The sequence below is a fragment of the Caldalkalibacillus uzonensis genome (assembly GCF_030814135.1).
Lineage (GTDB): Bacteria > Bacillota > Bacilli > Caldalkalibacillales > Caldalkalibacillaceae > Caldalkalibacillus > Caldalkalibacillus uzonensis.
On record NZ_JAUSUQ010000001.1, the window covers coordinates 536,650 to 557,242 of the forward strand.

Genomic DNA, 20,593 nt, shown 5'->3' on the forward strand with positions numbered 1-20,593 from the left:
GTTCAGTATAAGCCTGTCCCGCTGCTTTTCATACCTCTTTATCCTGCGGCCCATGGCTTGTGAACGGGTGAGGATTTTTGAATTTTGAAGGATAGAAGTACGACCGGCAGGTTAGATTAAAAACGAAAACGATACAAATTAAAAGGAGTGTGACAACATGCAGCAACAGCAACAGCAGCAGGCCGGCCAGCAGCAACCATTGATGCAACAGCCGCCTCAAGTCATTACCTCTAAAGATTTGGCTTATTTGACTGACCAAATGTCCTGGCAGCTGACAGTCATGAAAAAGTATCATCATTTTGCTCAGGAATGCATGGATCCGGAAGTGAAAGCCGCTCTGGATCAGGCCGGTCAAATGCACAGTCGTCACTATCAAATGCTGCTCAAGCATTGCCAGCATAATAACACACAGGTGATGCAGAGCATTCCTCAACCGTCCCAAAATCAACAACACATGCAATAAGGAGATGATAGGATATGGTGACTCAACAAGACCCCAATGTGATTGCCAACCCGTCGACCAACACTCCCAAAGGACCTGAAATGAATGACCGGGACCGCATGAACGATTGTTTAGCTACAGAGAAGTATCTGTGTCAAAGCATCAATACAGCGACTTGGGAAGCCAGTCACGATCAATTACATCAAGACCTGAAAACGATTTTAAACGAAACCCAAGCCTGTCACCGCAACTTATACAATCTGATGTTTAAAAAAGGATGGTACAAGCTGCAGGCGGCTGACCAAATGCAAATTGACAATACGTACCAGCAATTTTCCAACTATGTTGCCCAGCTTCCTTATCAAAACCAGATTCAATAAACAATATTGACTTTGGCACCACAAAAGCGACCTCCTTTACTGAAGGTCGCTTTGCTCATGCTCTTCTCCTGTATGATTGGCTCCTGTTTCTTCAGGCTCCAAGGCATAGCCGTGGGAATGGAACACATCCATCCACTCCCCCATCTGGATATAAGGGATATTAAAGTTAACCACATCATTGTTAAATTGACTGAGGCGCTCATAGTTGTTCCGGGTTTTTCTTTGTTTGTCGGTCAAACATCTTCACCCTCTTCTTGATGATTTTGTCTATGACATTAGTAGTATGTCCACATTATAAAAAATCAACGTTTACCCTGGTGAAGATGTCCATACACATTTTACTTATGGACATATGCTATCAGTGTGAGATCTCACCAAATCTTCTTGAGGAGGTTTTTCAGAATGAGTGGTGCTTATCCTGTTAGTCCTTGGAGCAATTTTGCGTTGATTGTGGTGTTGTTCATCCTGCTCATCATTGTTGGATGCGGATGTTTCTTAGGACACGGTGCATATTAATTAAAAAAAGGAAGCCGTCTACCCCTTCTTATACATCCCCTGCATAGGTAGGGGATTTTTTCATGTTAAAAAATAGGCTTTTCTCACAGGCACCCCCGCCCAGTTCCAGCGATATATTGTCAGTGAGTGATCATGAAGGAGGCTAAAAAATGCACAAGTTTGACCGGCGCTATTACCAGCTCATCTCAGATCTGCAGGCCGTTGAATTTGCCCTGGTAGAGGTTCAGCTTTACCTTGATACCCATCCCGATGACCCTCGAGCGGTCCAGGATTATAATTACCTGTCCCAACAACTTCATTGTCTCAAACAGGAATATGAACGGCACTACGGCCCATTGATGCACTTTGGTTTTTCCATGACCAGTCTGCCCCATGCCTGGGTTGAAACACCTTGGCCGTGGGAAATTGAGTACCCTAAACTGATGCCGCGTGCCGAACAGGAGGTATAAGCACATGTGGATCTATGAAAAAAAATTGCAGTACCCCGTACGCGTTGAAAAATCCAATGTTCATCTGGCCAAATACTTAATAACTCAATATGGCGGTCCTGATGGAGAACTGTCAGCTGCCCTGCGCTATCTGAATCAACGCTACTCTATGCCCAACAAACGTGCCCAGGCGTTGTTGACCGACATCGGAACAGAAGAAATGGCCCATCTGGAAGTCATTGCTACCTTGGTGCACAAGTTGGTTAAAGATGCCACACCCCAACAAATGAAGGAGGCTGGACTGGGTGCCCACTATGCTGACCATGAGAAGGCTTTATTTTATGTTGATGCCAATGGCAACCCCTGGACGGCCTCCTATATTCAAGCCAAGGGTGATCCGGTGGCTGATCTGGCTGAAGACATTGCTGCTGAGGAAAAAGCCCGGGCCACCTACCAATGGCTCATTGATTTATCTGATGACCCCGGTGTGATTGATGCGCTCCGTTTCCTGCGCGAAAGGGAAGTGGTCCACTCTCAGCGCTTTAGAGAGGCCCTGCATATTGTCACCGAGCACCGCAAGAGATTTGGTGATGAAACGGAAGGATTGCTGTATGACACGAAAGATTTTTTCAAAGATACCAATGTGACCCCCGATGACTTTTTGAAATAACACTTTTAGGCATAAGGCTGGTCATCCTCAATCCACACCGTTTTCTTTTCCACAAGTGTTCTTGGTTGTAAATAATCTTGGTACACAAGGAGGTCCTATAGCCCATGCAAATTCATGTCGTCAGGCCCGGCCAGACCTTATGGGGAATATCCCAGGCCTACGGAGTCCCATTGGAAACTCTAATTCAATCCAATCAGATTGAAAACCCTGAGCAGCTTGTCGTCGGCCAAGCCATCGTCATTCCCATTTGGGGGCGTTATCACTGGGTTCAACCTGGTGAAAGCCTGTATCTCATCGGTCAGCGCTACAATGTGCCCTGGCAAGAGTTGCAGCGAATCAATCAGATTGCAGATCCGGCTCAGCTTCCGGTTGGGTTAAGATTGTATATCCCCCAGCAAAGGCGAATTGGCAAAGATATTAATGGCTATCTTGAGCCCCCGTTTACACGGGATCCAGTGGGACTCATCAGAGAGACAGGAGCATATCTCACCTATCTCTCCCTGTTCAGTTATGAAGTCAATGCTGACGGAACTGTAACCCCCCTCGACGATCAGCCCATCATCAATGAAGCCTATAACCAGCGTGTGGTCCCTTTGATGGTCATCACCAATATTGAAGAAGAAGAGTTCAGCACTGAACTGGCTGCCACTATTTTGGGCAACGAAGAGCTTCAGGACAGGCTGCTGGATGAAGTGGTTGCCATGATGGACGAAAAAGGATTCCTCGGATTAAATGTAGATTTTGAGTATGTCCGGCCCGAAGACCGGGAGAGGTACAATCAATTTTTACGTAAGGCAGCCGCCCGCATGAGAGAGAGGGGCTACTCCATCTCCACCGCAGTCGCTCCTAAAGTAAGGGGGGACCAGCCGGGCTTGTTATATGAAGCCCATGACTATCCCGCCCATGGAGAGATCGTCGATTTTGTGATTTTGATGACCTATGAGTGGGGCTGGACAGGCGGACCGCCCATGGCGGTTGCTCCCCTGGATCAGGTCAGAAGAGTAATCGAATATGCCGTTTCTGTCATCCCGCGGGGGAAAATCATGATGGGCATGCCCTTATATGGCTATGATTGGACGCTCCCGTTTATTCCCGGTGAAACATTTGCCCGCACAATCAGCCCTCAGGAAGCAATCAGGCTGGCCCTCCGGTACCGTACCAGCATTGAGTATGATCCCCGCGCTCAATCTCCCTTTTTCCGGTATACCGATGAACAGGGGAGGCAGCATGAAGTGTGGTTTGAAGATGCCCGCAGCGTGCAGGCCAAATTTAACCTGGTCAAAGAGTTTGATTTAAGAGGCGTCAGTTATTGGGTGTTGCGGGTTCCCTTTCCACAAAACTGGCTCTTGATTGAGGACAATTTTGTTGTTAATAAACGTGTGTAAAGGAAAATTGTTGTCAAGAAAGTCCCTGACCCGTCCGCTCAGAGCAGCTGCCAGTAAGAGAGTACAATCATGGCTATAATGAGGGCCAAAAACGTAAACAGGATAATCTGCAAAAATGGTGAACGCCCCCGTTTGACTCTGGTTGGTTTTCGCCGCCGCCCGTGTTTAGTCGACCTTGGGGGCAGCGAACCTACTGATTCTTGTCTATGCTCCTGGTCTTGTTCTTGTCTTGTCCGTTTTTGGGACCATTGCTGTTTGTTTGCTCCCATCGTTTTGCCACCCTTTTTATGAATTAATACATTAACATTCGGTACTGCTGCCAAAAATCCTCTTTTTTCGACACAGTTAGTTACTTGTCCGGAAATGGCAGCAGACGGTAGCGCAGAATAACCCCCAGAGTAAAATCAATGGTAAAGTGGGCGGTAAATACAGCCCAAAAACTGCCGGTCCATTCATACAGCCAGCCGAACCCGAAACTGATCATGATCACCAAGAGGGCATACAGCCATTGGTGTAAATAGCGGAAATGGATTAAGGCAAATAACAAGCTGGCCCAAAACCAGCCTATCATATTTTGCAAAACAGCCCTGAACAGCCACTCTTCAACCAAAGCTACGCCCAAAGCAATCAAGACGATCTGCCACACATTGACATCGCGGAACAAGCGTTCATTGACACCACCGTCGTCAAAGTAGGTTTTGGGCACAAAATTCATCAGGATAAGATCAATGACCAGCACAACTCCGGCAAACCCAAAACCTGCCAAAACGGACAGAAACAGCTCTTCCGTGTGAAGCAGAAGGGGCAGCGCAAGCGTGTGCCTCAAAAAGAAAAAATATAAGCTGAGCCCAATGACCAAAAGAATGGCTTGGGTTAGAACAAGATTGAGATACAACGTGCGGTTGTCCATTTGTTCTAGCATATCGCGCATGTTCATAATTAATCTGCTCCTTCCGCCGGCCACAACCGTCTCACTTTTTCCTCCCAGGTTAAGGACTGACCAGGAGAGATGTGACGGGGTCGCTCCACATCCCTCCAAATCATGTCTGGAGTGAGACCGCAATGATCACAACAAGCCTCCGGTTTGCCGCTTTTGTTTTGTAGATGGTGCTGGGGATGAGCAAAATAGTCAAGTATAAACTGACGCCGGCAGTAAGAACGGTCCAGGTTCAACCAGCGGAAGATATGGTTTATTTTATTTAATTTGTTTTGTCTTATTGCATCTAAAGTACCCCCCACACACCGGATGTGCTCGGCTGTTACCGGTCGGGTTACGGTGACCTGCTGCTCTCTCATCCGCTCATAACGGCACAAGCCATACTGCTCTAAATAAAAGAGGGCTGTCTCCAAGGCTTGAGGCAGACAACACATTTGCTCACACAGCTGGGGCAACGGGACGCTTAAACCCTTGTTCAGATGAAAATTGAGCAGTTCAGTCAGCCGCTCCAGTTGGGATTGATGTAAATATTCCTGATCCACAAAATGATAAGGAATATGTTCATCTCCATCTTGAACAAGCACGTAAGAAAGCCCCCTTTGACCGTCACGGCTAGAGCGGCCCATCTCCTGCACATAGCTTTCCAAGTTGGGAGGAAAGTGATAATGGATGACAAAGCGAATGTTAGGCTTGTTGATTCCCATCCCAAAAGCATTGGTGGCACAAATGAGACGCAGTTTCCCCTGCAAAAATTGATGCTGGATCATCTGCCGCTCCTCACTGCTCATTCCCCCATGGTAATAAGCGGCATCATCTATCCCTTTTGACAATAATGTCTGGTATACCTCTTCCGCTTTTTGACGGGAAGAAAAATAGATCATACCGGGATCATGCCGTTCGTGCAGGAAAGTCTCGATTTTAGCCAGCTTCTCTTCTTCACTGCGGACCTTTTCCACATAAATGGCAATATTGGGCCGGTCAACACTGAAGATAAACGCCCGGGGTTCCTGAAGCCTTAAAGCGCGGCAAATATCTCTGACAACCTCTGTGGTGGCCGTTGCGGTCAAAGCCAGGCAAGGGGGTTGCCCCAATGCCTCCCTTACATAGGCCAGCTTTAAATAGTCCGTGCGAAAGTCATGACCCCACTGGGAAATGCAATGGGCTTCGTCAACGACAAACAAGGCCACCCCGCACTGTTTTAAGCGCTGAAGCACCGGTTTGTTTTGAAGCCCTTCAGGAGAGACATACAACAGGCGGTAGCGGTGAAGCGCTTTTAAGACCATTTGTCTTTCAGCAAGGGACAAACCGCTGTGCAAGGCCATGACATCTTTTCTCCCCTGGAGGCGTGCTTCACGCAACTGGTCTTCCATAAGGGAAATCAGAGGGGTGATCACCACGGTCAAGCCGGGCAGCACATAGGAGGGAAGCTGATAACATAATGACTTCCCCCCGCCAGTCGATTTGACGACTAAAGTGTCTTGCCCTTTCAATACAGAGTGGATGATCTCCCGCTGTCCTTGCCGGAATGAGGCAAATCCAAAATGCTCTTGCAACAGGCGCTCCAGGTTAACCGTCTGTGTTATACTCCGCTTCATTATGCTCCTCTCCCCTCACCAAAGCCAGACGAATCTGGAAGTAAGAGATATCATCAGGTAATTGTTCTTTAATCGGACGCAACTTCTTGGTTTGCAGCTCTTTACTGACCTGCCGGACAGCCTTGATCACTTGTTCAGAAACAAACGGTCTGTAATCAAAAGCAGGGTTATGAATGGCAATGTCGACTAGATGATCTTCAATCGTGCTCTGTTTCAGTCCTCTGATCCGGGCAATCTCCTCCAGGGTATGGCCTTGCTTAAGCAGACGGTAAGTAATAACTGCCGATTGCATCAAACCTGTCCCCTCTCTTTGATCCGGGTCTGCCAGGCGGATGAGAAGGGAGGACTTCTTTTGACTGTGAGCATACAGTGCGGCTGCGGCCTGCAAGGTATAGATGCGTACAAACACCTCCGGAATCCCGTAGCGGTGCTCCAACTGTTTGTATGTATAACCAGCCACTTGATAGCCACTTAAGCGATCCAATAACAAATGGACCAGCAGCTCATCTTCAAAATGGGACAAATGATCGGTTATTGCTTGTACCCACTCCATGACAAACTTGGGTTTATCTTCAATCGCTTTCCAGAAGGATTTGACCCAGGTTTGGACGTGCATATCACTAATGGCAGGCTGGTAGCGGGAATCTCTGGCCAGGTAATGGGAGATGACCTGACCCAATAATTGAAACCTGCTCCAAAAGCGGTGGATGTTTTGCATGATACACCCGGTCCTTTTCCATACAAAAGCCCGGTCAAAAAAGCGGAGCTCCACTAGTTGCTGCGAAAGCCACCGCTGGGCCGGCTCCGTCACAACAAGAAGGTCCCGTTCCCGTAAAGAAAGATAACCATTGGCCCTTAAGCGGGAGAGTGTCTTGTTATACTGCTCACGGCTCAAATCCTGAAACAACCCGTACCAGCCGCCAAAGCCGAACAATTCAGCATCTTGGATGGCCTGTGTGCTTTTGCGTCCTGTTAAAATATGATAACAGCTGGACACCGTTCGTTCCCCGTTCAGCTGTTCTAGCATGTACAATACCAGCACATCTAACCCCTTCACCCATCACCATCCTCTCCCACTCTGCACTTTCTTCTTATTTTACCATGTTCCGGCCACTTCGGTCCGAAGTTAAACTTTTCATTCCATTTTCTCCTTGCTATAATGGAACATATCCTACATAAACAAGTCATTGATCAAAACAGAAAGGGGCTCTACAAATGGCAGAAAACCGTATCGTTGATGCTTTTATCGAAATTCCAACTGGAAGCCAAAACAAATATGAGTACGACAAAGAACAAGGGGTTTTCCGCCTGGATCGCGTGCTGTATTCCCCCATGCACTATCCAACTGAATACGGCTATTTGGAAAACACCCTGGCCCGTGACGGAGACCCGCTGGATATTCTCGTTCTGACCACCTTCCCTACCTTCCCCGGGTGTGTCATCCGTTCCCGTGTCATCGGCGTGCTCATCATGTCCGATGACAAAGGAGAAGACGAGAAGCTCTTGGCTGTGCCGGTGGATGACCCGCGCTGGGATGAGGTGAAGTCCCTTGATGATGTGCCCAGCCACATCTTGAAAGAAATCGAGCATTTCTTCCAAGTCTACAAAGACTTGGAAAACAAAGAAACCAACATCGTGGGCTGGGAAGGTGTTGACAAGGCCAATGCATTAATTGATGATGCTCTGGCCCGCTATAACAAGTAGTCACCCATCTCTCTAAATTGTTCTATTTAAATTTTAAAAAAGAGATTGACGTTCTGACTTTACCATGATAAATTAGTATAAAAATTTACATGGTTAGAAAATATGACACAAGACTGCGAAGGAGATTGGCAGAGACAAACGGTATCTTAAGAGAGCCGATGGTTGCTGCGAATCGGTGATACCTGTCCCTGCCTGAGCACTCCGGAGTCGATAGGCCGAACCCGCTTGGAAGTAGGCCTATACGGGGAAGCACCGTTAGCTGCGCCTGGTATTTTGACCAGCCGAGGCATGTGTCGTGAGGTACATGCAAATAAGGGTGGTACCGCGAAAGTGTCAAGAAGCCTTTCGTCCCTTGCACCAAGGGGTGAAAGGCTTTTTAATTAAACGCTTTCATTATTTTCAAATTATAGTCAAAGATAGGAAAGGAGAGAAACATCGATGTTACCCGATTACCAACTCTTGCGTATCCCTGGCCCTACTCCCATCCCTCCCAGTGTCATGCGGGCCATGAATCAGCCCATGATCGGCCATCGCAGTGCATCTTTCCAACAACTGTTAGCAAGAGTGGCCCCCAGATTAAAGCCGTTGTTTGGCACAGAACAGGACGTTCTGATCTTAACCGGCAGCGGCACGCTGGCTCTGGAAGCCGCAGTCGTTAATGCACTGGATGAAGGAGAAGCGGCTCTGGTCCTGGTTACAGGCGCCTTTGGTGACCGTTTCCGCAAAATGTGCCAAACCTATGGCATAGAGACACATGTCCTGGAAAGCGAATGGGGATGTGCCTTTGATTTGGAGCAAGTACAGGCTTATCTCCAGCAGCATTCCAACATCAAAGCCGTATTTGCCACCTACTGTGAAACATCCACAGCTGTGCTGAATCCCATTGCCGAACTGGCTGAAGTGGTGAAGCAACATTCGGATGCCTTAGTCATTGTAGATGCGGTCTCTTGCCTTGGAGCAGTTGAGACCGAGATGGATAAGTGGGGGATTGACATTCTGGTTACCGGCTCCCAAAAAGCGTTGATGCTGCCCACAGGGTTGGCTTTTGCCGCTATCAGTGAACAAGGGTGGAGAAAAATGGAACAAAACTCACGCCCCCGCTTCTACCTGGATTTAAGACGCTACCAAACCAGCCTGGGGGATCATTCCACCCCATTTACTCCTGCTGTTTCTCTGGTGATGGGGCTGGAACAAGCTCTGAACCTCATTGAAGAAGAAGGACTGGATCAGGTGATAAAACGTCATCAACTGATGAAAGAGATGACCCGGCAGGCGTTTAAAGCATTGGATTTGCCTTTGCTCACCTCAGATGAGGACGCTTCACCCACTGTGACTGCTGTCCGGCCCAGCAACTTTAAAGCTGACGATCTGCGCTCCCTGTTAAGAAAAACATTTGGTCTAACCCTGGCTGGCGGGCAGCAAAAGCTGAAGGGTGAGATTTTCCGGGTTGGGCATATGGGCTACTGCTCTCCTTTAGATGTGTTACAAACCATTACTGCCATCGAAGTGGGGCTCGTCCGTCTGGGCGTGAACATCAAACTGGGTAAAGGAACACAAGCTGCAGAGGAGGTTCTTGTCCATGACCTATAAAGTACTTGTCAGCGACCCCGTCAGTGAAGAGGGGTTAAACATTTTAAAAGAAGCACCTCAAGTGCAAGTGGATATACAAACAGGCCTGAATGAACAGGAGCTGGCCGGCATCATCGGTCAATATGACGCCTTGATTGTACGCAGCGGGACCCAGGTCACAGCCAGCATTATTGAGCGGGCCGACCGTTTGAAAGTGATTGGCCGGGCTGGCGTCGGGGTGGACAACATTGACCTCCCTTCTGCTACGGCCAAGGGAATCATGGTGGTCAATGCTCCCGATGGCAATACCATTTCTACCGCAGAGCACACCTTTTCCATGCTCATGGCCCTGGCCCGCCGCATTCCCCAGGCTTATCTCAAGTTAAAACAACATGTCTGGGACCGCAAATCCTTTGTGGGGGTGGAGCTGAATAAGAAAACCCTGGGCATTATTGGCCTGGGACGCATTGGTACGGAAGTGGCCAAACGGGCCAAGGCATTTAACATGACAGTGATGGCTTATGATCCCTACCTGACCCCCGAGAAGGCCGAGAAGCTGGGCATTCAGTACGGACAGTTGACAGATGTGCTGGCCACAGCTGACTTCATCACGGTTCATACCCCGCTCTTAAAAGAAACGCGGCATATGATCAGCCATGATCAGTTCAGACAAATGAAAGACGGCGTTTATATATTAAATTGTGCCCGGGGGGGCATTATTGACGAAGACGCCCTCTATGAAGCCATCACTAACGGTAAAGTGGCCGGTGCAGCATTGGATGTGTTTGAGGAAGAACCGGCCACCCATCACCGCCTGCTGGAACTGGATCAGGTGATTGCCACACCTCATTTGGGGGCCAGTACCGAAGAAGCTCAGAAAAACGTGGCCATCGATGTTTGCCACGAAGTGTTAAATGCCCTTGAGGGCCAGCCTGTTAAAAATGCCGTCAATCTGCCCTCTATTCCGGCTCATGTGCTTAAGAAAGTAGAGCCTTACTTCCTGCTTAGCGAACGATTAGGCTCGTTTGTAGCCCAGGCGGCTGTGGGTGCGATCAAGGAGATTCAGATCTCCTATGCCGGTGAGTTGACTGAGCTGGATGTCAGTCCGTTAACCCGCAACGTCATTAAAGGGGTACTCTCCTACCACCTTGGCTTGCAGGTCAATGACGTGAATGCACCATACCTGGCCAAACAGCGGGAGGTTAAAATCAATGAGCAAAAAACCTCCTCCAGCGGCGGTTTTACCAATGTGCTGGAAGTCAAACTGGTCACCACCCAGGAAACGAAGCGCGTAGCAGGAACCTTATTAAATGGCTATGGCCCGCGCATTGTCAAAGTAGATCAGTATTCTATCGATGTGGAGCCCAAAGGCCATCTTGTGTATATCCGGCACTATGACCGCCCCGGTGTCATTGGCCGGGTAGGCACCCTGCTTGGCAGCCATGATGTCAATATTGCCACCATGCAAGTGGGACGGTCCGATGTGGGCGGCGACGCCATTATGATACTCACGGTGGACAAACAGGTCTCCAAAGACGTGCTTGATCAGTTAAGCGACTTGCCAGAAATCAAGTCCGTCATCGAAGTGGATCTCTAAACCATACACATATGAAATCCCTTTCCACAATGAAAAGCCCTCCCCTTGCCCAAAATTACTGGACACAAAAGGGGGAGGGCTTATTTAAGCTCTATGAACGGATCACATTCCAATCTCTATGGCTTGAACGCACCTGCTATGCTTAAACTCTGTGTTTAAATGATGTTTTCCTGTTTCACCAGCTGTACAAAATGATATAAAATTCTGGCTGTCATGCCCCAAATCACATAGCCATGATATTGATAAAAATACTCTGGAATATAACTTTGGCGCCATTTATAATTTTTTCCGTTTTCGATTAACTCATAGGGAAAGTCCTCTGGCGGCTCCAGCTTAACTGTCACATCGTACCGCTCAGGTTGTGTTTGCAGAAAATAAGCGAGCGGAACTGAAAAAACTTCTTCCACCTCATTTGAATCAGGGGACAGGACAGCCCGATCATCAATTTTCCCCACGAACGGATAGATGTGGCTGTGATAATGAGTAACAAGCACATCCAATGGAGCCAAAATATCCACGTGTTCCCTGTTGATCCCCAGTTCTTCACACGTTTCACGCAGGGCTGTTTGGCACGGGTCAGCGTCCTCTTTCTCCACTCGCCCTCCTGGAAAACAAATATCTCCCGGCTGGCTCTTTAGATGCGCGGCCCGTTTTTCAAATAAAATGTGCCATGCTTCCTTCCTGTACAGCAGGGGAACCAGCACGGCAGCCTTGACGGCCTGTTCATGGCCTAAAACTTGAACCTGTCGCTCTCTTAATTGTCTAAACCTGTCCAACATTTCCTTGTGCAAACCATACAACTCCTTTTTACCGGAAAAAACGTCCTGCTATAGAGAGTAATACAGAGAGGATAATACTAATAACGAGCATTGTGACAATGGGAAAGTAAAAACGCACGTTTTCTTTCTCAACCACGATGTCTCCGGGCAAGCGTCCTAATGGCAACAGACGCCCAAACAGTTGCCAAAATAAACCGATGCCGATTAGTATGACTCCCCCGATGATCAGCCACTTGGCGATCTCGTTCATGATACAGCAACTCCTTTCTTCAACGTGTTTGTTTTTTTATGGTCTAAAATTTGTCAGATAAGGAGGACACCAGACAGGTGAGCATTTTTGGCAAGCAGTGCTTCTTCATATGTCTCCTGTGTTTAGTATGGCTTTTTTTACCTGTTCTAGAGCATCACGCAGAAGAAAATCCTCTCCTGGAGGAATATGAAGGGGTTTATCTTGAAATCATTAAAAAGCGTAATGTCTTGAATGTTTATTTAAATAATCATATCATTTTCAGTTTCAAAGTAGCAACCGGACGGACAACGGCAACGACGCCGACAGGGGTTTATCAGATCGTGACCAAAGTGAAAAATCCATGGTATTTGCCTAAAAACATTGCCGGCGGTGCTCCAGAAAATCCCTTGGGAACAAGATGGATGGGGCTTAACGTAGGGCAGACATTCGGATATAAATACGGCATTCATGGAACCAATAATCCCTCCTCCATTGGCAGACATATCAGCTCCGGGTGTATCCGTATGCACAATGAAGATGTGGAATGGCTGTACGAACACATCCCCCTGGGGACGTTTGTGATTATCAAAGAAGACGAAGAAAACGATCCTTCTCCGCCTTGAATCTGACAAGTAAAAGCGCTAAGCAAAAACAAGATATCTTAAAATGGTGTCCACCGCAACTTGCGTGCCTCTTGATAACGTGCGGCCACATCCGGCCAGTTAACCACATTCCACCATTGGTCGACGTACTTGCCGCGATTGTTCTTGTATTGCAGATAGTAAGCATGCTCCCATACGTCCAGCACAAGCAGCGGAATCACGTCCCATTGGGCAAAATGCTGATGCTTCTCAGCCGCTAAAATTTCCAAACGGTGGGAGCGCGGTGACCACACCAACAGCGCCCATCCAACTCCTTCCACTTCTTTGGCCGCTTCGCTAAAGTGTTTTTTAAACTGGCGGAAACCGCCGAAATCCTGCCTGATTTGCCTGGCCAATTCTCCGCTTGGCTCACCTCCTCCCTGGGGAGACATGTTGTTCCAAAAAATGGTATGCAGATAATGGCCAGATCCGTGAAAAGCAGCTTCCCGCTCCCAATGACGAATCAGCTCAAAATTGCCGGTTCGCCGGGCTTCCGCCATTTTTTTCTCAGCCCGGTTTAGACCGTCTACATAACTTTGATGGTGTTTCTGGTGATGCAAGCGCATGATTTCTTCGTCAATGTAAGGTTCCAGTGCATTGTAGGCATAAGGCAGGGGAGGCAGCCGGTGACCTCCTATCGGAACTGGCCGTTCGCCACCCGTTTGAGTTGTCTGCTGTTCACGGCCTAAAGCAGCAGCACTTTCATCTTTCCATGGTGAATCTTCTCTTAAATGCACCTGGGCTTTAGCCTTTTCCGCCACACTGGAAGTGGACAGACCCCACATTCTTTTCGAGGACTCATATAAGTGCTGGGCCCGTTGATATAAGCTAAACATGTAATCCCGGTTATGGCCTTTGTCCACCGACAATTGAGCCTGTTTGATCTCGTGGATCAGCTCCCCTATGGCCTGGCCGGGATCATCTTGACTGTAACGGAACGGGGCTTTCTCCTCGTCAGAGGTATATGACTGTATGACATGTTGGACATGTTCCGACCACTCCAGCAGTTCCCGCAAATAATCATTGAAAACATCGTGTTCAATGTACGCCATAAACACCCTCCTAAGCAAAATCATCACTTCCATGATATGTGTCCCGCTCTAAGGAGGTGTTTGGGCACCTTTACTTACCTGCTTTTTTATTGGCCTGCCTACTTTACTATTCCCACTTAAAGACCCAGGCACTCACGGCAAAGCTGCCCACAAACCACATCAGCAGCATCACGGTTGACCACCACAATTCCCCGATCCCGTAACCCAAGTTCATCACCTGTCTTAGGGCATCTGACAGGTGGGCAATGGGGATGGCATAAACCACCGGCTGCAAAAATTCCGGCATATTGGTAATCGGAAAGAAAATGCCGCCCAAAAAGAACATGGGAAAAGACAAAAATCCGGCAATAGGCGCCGCATGTTCAGGGGTTTTGGACAACCCTGCGATAATAAAGCCAATAGACATGAACACCAAAGTCCCCAACATAATATAAAACAGAAGCACCAGCCAACTGCCGCTCATTTGGGCACCCAACAGATAAATGCCAACCAACAGTACCAACAAGGCCTGTGTACCGTTCAAAGTCATACGGGCCGTAATCTGGGCAGCAATAAATGCGGCAGATGACACTCCTGCAATTTTAAAGCGGCGCAGAATATGCCTTTCCCGCCATGATGCAATCTGGGCCGCCACACCGTTCATATTGCTGGATAGAATCATCAAGGCCACAATCCCAGGGACCAGAAAATCGAGATAGGTCAGTTCGGCCGAACGAAGTCCCCGTTTCTCATAGGTGACAATTTCTTCAAAGTGAACTAATTGCTTGTTTTGCTGGTCCAGGACCTGATCGATCAGGGCAAAACCTAACTCTGCCAAGCTTTGATCCACTTCATCATAATAGATCTTCAACGGTTCCGCGTTACCCCTTTGCTCTATACCCTGCCCGTATCCTGGGGGGACAACAATGACAAAAGACAGCTCTCCTTTTTCCAGTGCTCGATTGGCTTCTTCAACATCAACCCATTCTTCTAACCGGAGTGCATCCAAAGCCCTAAAATGCTCCTCCAGCAACAACGAGTAGGAGCTCTCATCCTGATCGATCCAGGCCGCTTTCAGCGTTGTTGTTCCTCCTCCGCCCAAAAAAAGCCCCAGTGTGATCATCAAAAACAGTGGAAAAAATGTGGTCCAAAAAATGACTGTTTTGTTCCGGGCAAACAACTTCAACTGGGCCAGTGTTAATTGCCAATAACCTCTCATTCCTCTCGCAAACTCCTCCCGGTTAAATGTAGAAAAACATCCTCCAATGTCGCCTGACGGGTCTCTAAATTGATCAGCGTCTGGCCCCTAGCATCAGCCCAGCGGATTAAGTCGGTTAACGTGTCCTGCAAGCGGGTGGTATATAATATTATCTGGTCATTCACCGTTGAGACTGCTGTCACACCCCTGAGTCCGGAAAGATCTTCCTGATGTCGGGGACACGTAAATTGAACAGCACTCTCCATTTCCAAGGAGGAAATCAAGGCACCAGGTGTGCCCAAAGCTTTGACTTGCCCCCTGTCCATAATCGCCAAGCGGTCACATAAGACATGGGCTTCCTCCATATAATGGGTGGTCAGTATAATGGTTTTACCTGCTGCTTTGAGAGCTAAAATAATATCCCACAAAGAGCGGCGGTTTTGGGGATCCAGCCCGGTTGTTGGCTCGTCCAGAAAGACCACCAGAGGATCATGAATCAAAGCAATGCCGATGGCCAGGCGCTGTTTTTGTCCCCCTGATAATGTTTTGACCAGGCTGTGGCGCTTTTCCTCCAGATTTAATTGCTTCAAATTAGTATCCACTGGTAACCGCTGTGGATAAAAACTGGCGTAGAGAGTGAGGATCTCCTCCACCTTCAGCAAATCAAACAAGGACGTGGATTGCAGTTGAACACCAATCAGAGACCGGACACGTCCCGGGTCCTTCTGAACTGAAATCCCTTTAATCAACACCTCTCCTTCGTCAGGTTCCCGCAATCCTTCCATCATTTCCAAGGTTGTTGTCTTGCCTGCACCGTTAGGTCCCAATAAGCCAAATATTTCCCCCTTTTTAACGTCAAAGCTGACTTTTTTAACTGCCTGCAGCTCACCGTAAGCTTTTGACAGGTTAAAGACACGGATCATATCTTCCATTGTTTACCATCCTATACCATCATAATAAAGGCTCTTGTCTTGCACAAGAGCCTGCCTGTTCTCAATTATACAGCGTTTTAGATAACCGTTCCACCTTTGTTGCTTTGGGCTACTTTTATCTCATGTAAATTCCATGCATTGATAAGCTACGTTTTTAAGCTTTTTTGCAAATCACTACTTATGCAAACGCTTTTCTTGTGTTAATTTATAATTCAAAGAAAAATTTTCAAAAGATATTTTTAAATAAATTGGTCCATAAGAGAAGCCATCTCCATTAAGAAAGCTGATTGAAAGGATGGAAAACAACATGAGTCAAACCGGCTGGATCGGACTTGATATCGGCACAACAGGCACTAAAGCGGTGCTGTTCTCCCAACAAGGTGAAGTCTTGGCTGAAAGTGAACGTACTTATCCATTGCATCACCCGTATCCAGGCTGGGCTGAACAGGATCCGGAGCAAATCGAACAAGCTGCCCGGGAGGTACTGAAGGGTATTGTCAGCCACTGTTCCGAGGAAGGCAGAAAGGTACAGGGCGTTGGCCTCTCCTCCGCCATGCACAGCTTGATCTGCGTGGACCGCCTTGGCCAGCCCCTCTCACCGTCCATTACCTGGGCTGATGGACGCAGCCTGGAGCAAGCGATCCGCTTAAAACAGGCCCATGAGGAACTTTATCTGAAAACGGGCACGCCTCATCATCCCATGTCACCTTTGGCCAAATTGATGTGGATGAGAGACAACCGCTACCCTGCTTATCAGCAAGCAAATGCATTTATCTCCATTAAGGAATATATCCTATTCAAATGGTTTGGCGTTTCTGTGGTGGATTACGCTATCGCTTCTGCCACAGGATTATTCAATATACACAAGCTGAATTGGGAAGAAGAGGCACTGGAGTTGGCCGGCATCTCCATCGAGCAACTTTCTCAAGCTGTCCCGCCTACCTGTGTATTGCAAGGCTTGAAAGATCCAGTTGCCCGGGATACAGGGCTTCCGGCGGATACCCCCTTTGTCATTGGGGCCAGTGACGGCCCGCTGGCCAACCTTGGGATTGGCGCCATTGATTCAGGAGAGGTGGCTGTCACAATAGGAACAAGCGGGGCGATACGCCAGCTGACACCTGCTCCCCATTTAGATAAGAAACAGGAAGTGTTTTGTTATGCCTTTACAGACGGGTGGTGGGTTATGGGGGGAGCAACGAACAACGGGGGCATCGTGTTGCGCTGGTTAAAAGACATGTTTCAAGGGGACAATCATCTTGGAGAAACAACGGCTTATGAAGAGCTTCTTGAAGCAGCCCGGCATGCTCCTCCTGGTGCCAATGGCCTGCTTTTTCTTCCTTTTATCAATGGAGAGCGGGCTCCCTATTGGGACGCTAATGCCCGAGGCACTTTCGTAGGACTGACGGGCGCTCACCAAAAAGAGGAAATAATCCGGGCCGCATTGGAAGGAGTTATTTTTAACCTGTATAGCGTAGCCCAGTCCCTGCAAAGATTGGGTGTCGGCCAGGAGACCATACTGGCCAGCGGAGGATTTGCCCGCTCACCCCTTTGGCTGCAGCTTCTGGCTGATATTTTTGGTGTCCAAGTGAAGGTACCCAAAAGTTATCAAAGCTCAGCTTGGGGGGCTGCCTGGATGGCCGCTTTTGCTTTGGGAGAGGTGGACACTCTGGAGAATATTAAACAGTCGGTCCAAATTGTCCAAACCTTTGATCCTGATATGGTCAACCATCAACATTACCAAACCCTGTACACCATTTACCGCCACGCCTATCCTGCCCTAAAAGGGGTATTTGACCAGCTTTCCGCCTATCAGCGTCAAGCAGGTAAAAATGGAAATGGCCTCATCCCCTAACTGAACAGGAACGAGGCCTGTCGTTGGTTATTTTAGTCAATCTGCAAAGTACGCAAGCGGTTGATGGCTGCTGCCAGTTCAAATTTTCGTGGAAGTGCCAGGTCACCAGGATGCTGTCCATAAAAGGGGGAAATGAAGTCCAACCCTTTTTTTTCTACCTGTCTGTATAATTGGTCAATGGCATCCGGTAAAGAGGTTTTACCCTCAGCCCATTGTTTGGCCAACATATGGATCATATTGGCAATCGCCCTGGTTTGACTGGGATCCACCAATTGTTCCACAAAGGCAAGATCGATGGTAGAGGTTCCATATTGTATGTGATGCAGTCCCTTGGCATCCACCTTTTCTTTTTTCCCTTTACGAGCATTGAAACTGCGGGGATGGGGCGTCCGGCTTATCACCTGGCCAAAGGAGGCCCCCCCTTCCTGCTGGCGGTTATTGTGCAGTGTTTCAGCTATGGAGCGGGCTTGATCCGTTGCATCATGCGGCCTGTATTCATCCATCATGATCACATGGTCCGCTTGATCAAAATAATCACCTGATCCTCCCACGACTAAAATAGTTGAAATGCCCAATTCCCTGTAAAGCTGCCTTACCTTGTCCACAAATGGGGTAATGGGTTCTTTTCCTTTATGGACAAGGCGCTGCATACGGGCATCCCTGATCATAAAATTGGTTGCACTGGTATCTTCATCAATAAGCAGAACCTTGGCCCCCATCTCTAAAACTTCCATAATATTGGCAGCCTGCGAGGTACTGCCACTGGCATCCTCTGTTGAGAAACGGGTTGTGTCTTTACCGAACGGCAAATTGGAGATAAACGGAGAAATATTAACTTTTTCCACCCTCCGGCCATCCTCAGCCCTGACCTTGCAAGCTGTGTCATCAGTGATGACAAACTCACGGCCATCCCCTTCAATATGGTTATAAACGCCCCTCTCTAATGCCTTCAGTAACGTACTCTTGCCGTGATAACCTCCACCGACGATTAAAGTGACCCCGCGAGGGATACCCATGCCGCGGATTGTTTTACCATGGGGCAGAGCAATTTCCACTTCCATTGATTGTGGAGATTTAAACGGCACTGCTTGATGTTTGGGCATGGGCCGGTTGCTGATGCCGCTTTGACGAGGCAGAATGGCGCCGTTGGCCACAAAAGCGACTAAATCATGCTCTTTTAAGTAAGCGCGGATGGCCTCTTGCTGATCACTCAACTGAATCTGTTTCACCAAGCGGGCTTCATCCAACGGAAAAAAGGCCCGGTTAACAATAGCCGGAAGAACCTGAAAAAAGATACGCTCTGCCTCTTGGCCTAAAATGCGTCTGCCTTGGGCTGGCAAACCAACTGAAAGGCGCACTTCCACCTTGTCCTTCAACACCCGGACCGCCGTCCGTTTCAATATTTCCTGACCCGGTTCGTCAATCGCCACCATCCCGCTTGTTCCTGTGCCTCTCCGCGGCGGATTCACCTGCCGTATGGCTTGTGCAGTCTCCCGGGCTAAAAAATCTTCCACTGCCGTTTGACGGAAAGACGTGTTTATCCAGTCCGGTTTGACTGAAAAATCTGAGGGGAGCAATTCAATGCGGATGCGAGAAGGGCTGGCAAAAGGATCACCTTGGACATAATCAATATGTAACCGATACCGGTCAAAGCAGTAACTCCCCTGAATATCCTTGTATGCTTTATATCCCTTTCCATTTATTCGTTTTAACTTATTGGCGAGCCGCTGCATGTTTGTTTCCTCCTCCTCTTGGTGTGTATCGGCACTATTCAGCTGTCAGTGAGTGCGCTTCTCTTCCGAATACACTCAGATTTGGCGTAGCAAAGGGTGATATTTTTCATTAATTGTAAAGTGGGCAATGTCCAGGATTTTAACTAAGTATTCCACTGGCGTTCGGGCCACTTCCCTGTACATCTTCCGTGTATATAAATGTCGTGCATTGGGCAGGGCCCTCTTCAGCTGCTGGCGGAGCTTGGTGCCTGCCGAATCAGCATCCACCAGAATGTAAACTTCCTCCCCTTCCAACACCTCAACCCATTCTTCCAGCCATTGTTTATCAAGCGTTCCATGAGTACAAATAATTTGAATGGATTCGTCAATAATATCCAACAGTCTCTGTTTATCCGTTTTACCTTCCACGATGATGATTTTATCGCCCATCTCCCTCACCCACTATCCCGTTTCCATCTATCATAGATAATTGTAACACCCCCTGTAAAGTACAAAAAGGACCCGGCACGAGTCCCCTGAAGCTCTGTTACTGTTTGACTCTTTTCATTATCATCACGATCATGCCGATCAACATCCACACCAACAACACAACAATGGTGATAGACAACCAGGATATACCTGTCATGTGCAATCCTCCTTTTAGTCTTAATATGGCCACAAATCATCAGCTTATCCTTATCAGACATCGAGGTAACAATCATTGACAGCTACGACTATAAAATTGTTCATTCAGAACACATTTTCTGATATGATAGTAACAACTAGAAAAAAGAGCAGCGGTATGATGTCAAGAGACTAATTTGTACAAAATCGCTGCTTTAACGGAGGTGTAGCGAAAAAAGGCAATAGGAAACTAAGCCCACCCTACCTAGATTTTCATATATTTCCTATGAAACTAGGAACTGGTGGGATTGGTGATGAGAGTAAGTGAATCTAAGCTCTTTGTCGGGTCACCCCTTCCGGTTCGTAAAGTCG

22 protein-coding genes, 1 pseudogene and 1 other annotated feature are annotated in these 20,593 nt (G+C 48.0%); of the genes and pseudogenes, 11 read left to right on the plus strand and 12 right to left on the minus strand.

Annotated elements, in window-relative coordinates:
• The first annotated feature begins 157 nt into the window (after window positions 1-157).
• Together J2S00_RS02785 and J2S00_RS02790 are read left to right on the plus strand one after the other, a co-directional pair.
• A complete protein-coding gene (locus J2S00_RS02785) occupies window positions 158-463 on the plus strand; it encodes a hypothetical protein (protein ID WP_307335135.1) in 306 nt (101 codons plus the stop codon).
• Between the two features lie 14 nt (window positions 464-477).
• Window positions 478-822 carry a spore coat protein gene (locus J2S00_RS02790; protein ID WP_307335137.1) on the plus strand — a complete coding sequence of 115 codons (345 nt, stop codon included), beginning with the start codon at window positions 478-480 and terminating at the stop codon, window positions 820-822.
• 36 nt (window positions 823-858) lie between these two features.
• Here the strand turns inward: J2S00_RS02790 and J2S00_RS02795 are convergent, their stop codons facing one another.
• A complete protein-coding gene (locus J2S00_RS02795; RefSeq protein WP_307335138.1) occupies window positions 859-1,059 on the minus strand; it encodes a hypothetical protein in 201 nt (66 codons plus the stop codon).
• A gap of 165 nt (window positions 1,060-1,224) precedes the next feature.
• On the opposite strand from J2S00_RS02795, the gene J2S00_RS02800 reads away from it, so the two are divergent.
• The 4 genes and pseudogenes from J2S00_RS02800 (at window position 1,225) to J2S00_RS02815 (ending at window position 3,821) form a co-directional block, all read left to right on the plus strand.
• A complete protein-coding gene (locus J2S00_RS02800; RefSeq protein ID WP_307335139.1) occupies window positions 1,225-1,338 on the plus strand; it encodes a YjcZ family sporulation protein in 114 nt (37 codons plus the stop codon).
• A gap of 149 nt (window positions 1,339-1,487) precedes the next feature.
• Complete coding sequence (locus J2S00_RS02805; RefSeq protein ID WP_307335141.1) at window positions 1,488-1,787, plus strand: spore coat protein CotJB; 300 nt, start codon at window positions 1,488-1,490, stop codon at window positions 1,785-1,787.
• Window positions 1,788-1,791: 4 nt separating this feature from the next.
• Window positions 1,792-2,349: pseudogene (locus tag J2S00_RS02810) on the plus strand (manganese catalase family protein); the annotation flags it as partial.
• 191 nt (window positions 2,350-2,540) lie between these two features.
• Entirely contained in the window at window positions 2,541-3,821 is a 1,281-nt protein-coding gene (locus J2S00_RS02815) for a glycosyl hydrolase family 18 protein (protein WP_307335143.1), read from the plus strand.
• Window positions 3,822-3,859: 38 nt separating this feature from the next.
• Here the strand turns inward: J2S00_RS02815 and J2S00_RS02820 are convergent, their stop codons facing one another.
• The 4 genes from J2S00_RS02820 to J2S00_RS02835 form a co-directional block, all read right to left on the minus strand.
• Window positions 3,860-4,090, minus strand: coding sequence for a hypothetical protein (locus J2S00_RS02820; protein ID WP_307335145.1), 231 nt, complete (start codon window positions 4,088-4,090; stop codon window positions 3,860-3,862).
• 80 nt (window positions 4,091-4,170) lie between these two features.
• Window positions 4,171-4,758, minus strand: coding sequence for a CPBP family intramembrane glutamic endopeptidase (locus tag J2S00_RS02825; protein ID WP_307335147.1), 588 nt, complete (start codon window positions 4,756-4,758; stop codon window positions 4,171-4,173).
• A gap of 2 nt (window positions 4,759-4,760) precedes the next feature.
• Window positions 4,761-6,353, minus strand: coding sequence for a RecQ family ATP-dependent DNA helicase (locus tag J2S00_RS02830; protein ID WP_307335149.1), 1,593 nt, complete (start codon window positions 6,351-6,353; stop codon window positions 4,761-4,763).
• Window positions 6,325-7,410: a YpbB family protein gene (locus J2S00_RS02835; RefSeq protein WP_307335151.1), complete on the minus strand. Its 1,086-nt coding sequence runs from the start codon at window positions 7,408-7,410 to the stop codon at window positions 6,325-6,327. The genes J2S00_RS02830 and J2S00_RS02835 overlap by 29 nt, the downstream gene beginning before the upstream one ends.
• A 158-nt stretch (window positions 7,411-7,568) precedes the next feature.
• Here J2S00_RS02835 and J2S00_RS02840 point away from each other — a divergent pair, with 158 nt between their 5' ends.
• The 3 genes from J2S00_RS02840 (at window position 7,569) to serA (ending at window position 11,223) form a co-directional block, all read left to right on the plus strand.
• On the plus strand, window positions 7,569-8,057 hold the full coding sequence (locus tag J2S00_RS02840) for an inorganic diphosphatase (RefSeq protein WP_307335153.1): 489 nt from the start codon (window positions 7,569-7,571) through the stop codon (window positions 8,055-8,057).
• Window positions 8,058-8,163: 106 nt separating this feature from the next.
• Window positions 8,164-8,413, plus strand: a binding site (T-box leader).
• An 82-nt stretch (window positions 8,414-8,495) separates the two neighbouring features.
• Window positions 8,496-9,647: a pyridoxal-phosphate-dependent aminotransferase family protein gene (locus J2S00_RS02845; RefSeq protein WP_307335155.1), complete on the plus strand. Its 1,152-nt coding sequence runs from the start codon at window positions 8,496-8,498 to the stop codon at window positions 9,645-9,647.
• Window positions 9,637-11,223, plus strand: coding sequence for a phosphoglycerate dehydrogenase (serA, locus tag J2S00_RS02850; protein WP_307335157.1), 1,587 nt, complete (start codon window positions 9,637-9,639; stop codon window positions 11,221-11,223). The genes J2S00_RS02845 and serA overlap by 11 nt, the downstream gene beginning before the upstream one ends.
• A 155-nt stretch (window positions 11,224-11,378) precedes the next feature.
• Here the strand turns inward: serA and J2S00_RS02855 are convergent, their stop codons facing one another.
• Window positions 11,379-12,014 (minus strand): NUDIX hydrolase, encoded by a 636-nt coding sequence (locus J2S00_RS02855; protein ID WP_307335158.1) that lies wholly within the window; start codon window positions 12,012-12,014, stop codon window positions 11,379-11,381.
• A 16-nt stretch (window positions 12,015-12,030) separates the two neighbouring features.
• Window positions 12,031-12,252: a DUF2905 domain-containing protein gene (locus J2S00_RS02860; RefSeq protein ID WP_307335159.1), complete on the minus strand. Its 222-nt coding sequence runs from the start codon at window positions 12,250-12,252 to the stop codon at window positions 12,031-12,033.
• Window positions 12,253-12,329: 77 nt separating this feature from the next.
• Here J2S00_RS02860 and J2S00_RS02865 point away from each other — a divergent pair, with 77 nt between their 5' ends.
• Window positions 12,330-12,854: a L,D-transpeptidase gene (locus J2S00_RS02865; RefSeq protein WP_307335161.1), complete on the plus strand. Its 525-nt coding sequence runs from the start codon at window positions 12,330-12,332 to the stop codon at window positions 12,852-12,854.
• Window positions 12,855-12,892: 38 nt separating this feature from the next.
• Here J2S00_RS02865 and J2S00_RS02870 read toward each other — a convergent pair whose 3' ends face one another.
• The 3 genes from J2S00_RS02870 to J2S00_RS02880 form a co-directional block, all read right to left on the minus strand.
• Complete coding sequence (locus tag J2S00_RS02870) at window positions 12,893-13,957, minus strand: superoxide dismutase (protein WP_370875813.1); 1,065 nt, start codon at window positions 13,955-13,957, stop codon at window positions 12,893-12,895.
• A 73-nt stretch (window positions 13,958-14,030) separates the two neighbouring features.
• Window positions 14,031-15,122: an ABC transporter permease gene (locus J2S00_RS02875; RefSeq protein WP_307335165.1), complete on the minus strand. Its 1,092-nt coding sequence runs from the start codon at window positions 15,120-15,122 to the stop codon at window positions 14,031-14,033.
• Window positions 15,119-16,033, minus strand: coding sequence for an ABC transporter ATP-binding protein (locus J2S00_RS02880; RefSeq protein ID WP_307335167.1), 915 nt, complete (start codon window positions 16,031-16,033; stop codon window positions 15,119-15,121). Before J2S00_RS02880 ends, J2S00_RS02875 begins: the two co-directional genes overlap by 4 nt.
• A 307-nt stretch (window positions 16,034-16,340) precedes the next feature.
• Between J2S00_RS02880 and J2S00_RS02885 the strand changes: the two genes are divergently transcribed.
• On the plus strand, window positions 16,341-17,885 hold the full coding sequence (locus J2S00_RS02885; RefSeq protein ID WP_307335168.1) for a gluconokinase: 1,545 nt from the start codon (window positions 16,341-16,343) through the stop codon (window positions 17,883-17,885).
• A gap of 32 nt (window positions 17,886-17,917) precedes the next feature.
• Here J2S00_RS02885 and J2S00_RS02890 read toward each other — a convergent pair whose 3' ends face one another.
• Window positions 17,918-19,618 carry an ABC-ATPase domain-containing protein gene (locus J2S00_RS02890; RefSeq protein WP_307335170.1) on the minus strand — a complete coding sequence of 567 codons (1,701 nt, stop codon included), beginning with the start codon at window positions 19,616-19,618 and terminating at the stop codon, window positions 17,918-17,920.
• A gap of 75 nt (window positions 19,619-19,693) precedes the next feature.
• Window positions 19,694-20,047, minus strand: a complete 354-nt coding sequence (locus J2S00_RS02895) for a toprim domain-containing protein (protein ID WP_307335172.1) — start codon at window positions 20,045-20,047, stop codon at window positions 19,694-19,696.
• Between the last annotated feature and the right edge of the window lie 546 nt (window positions 20,048-20,593).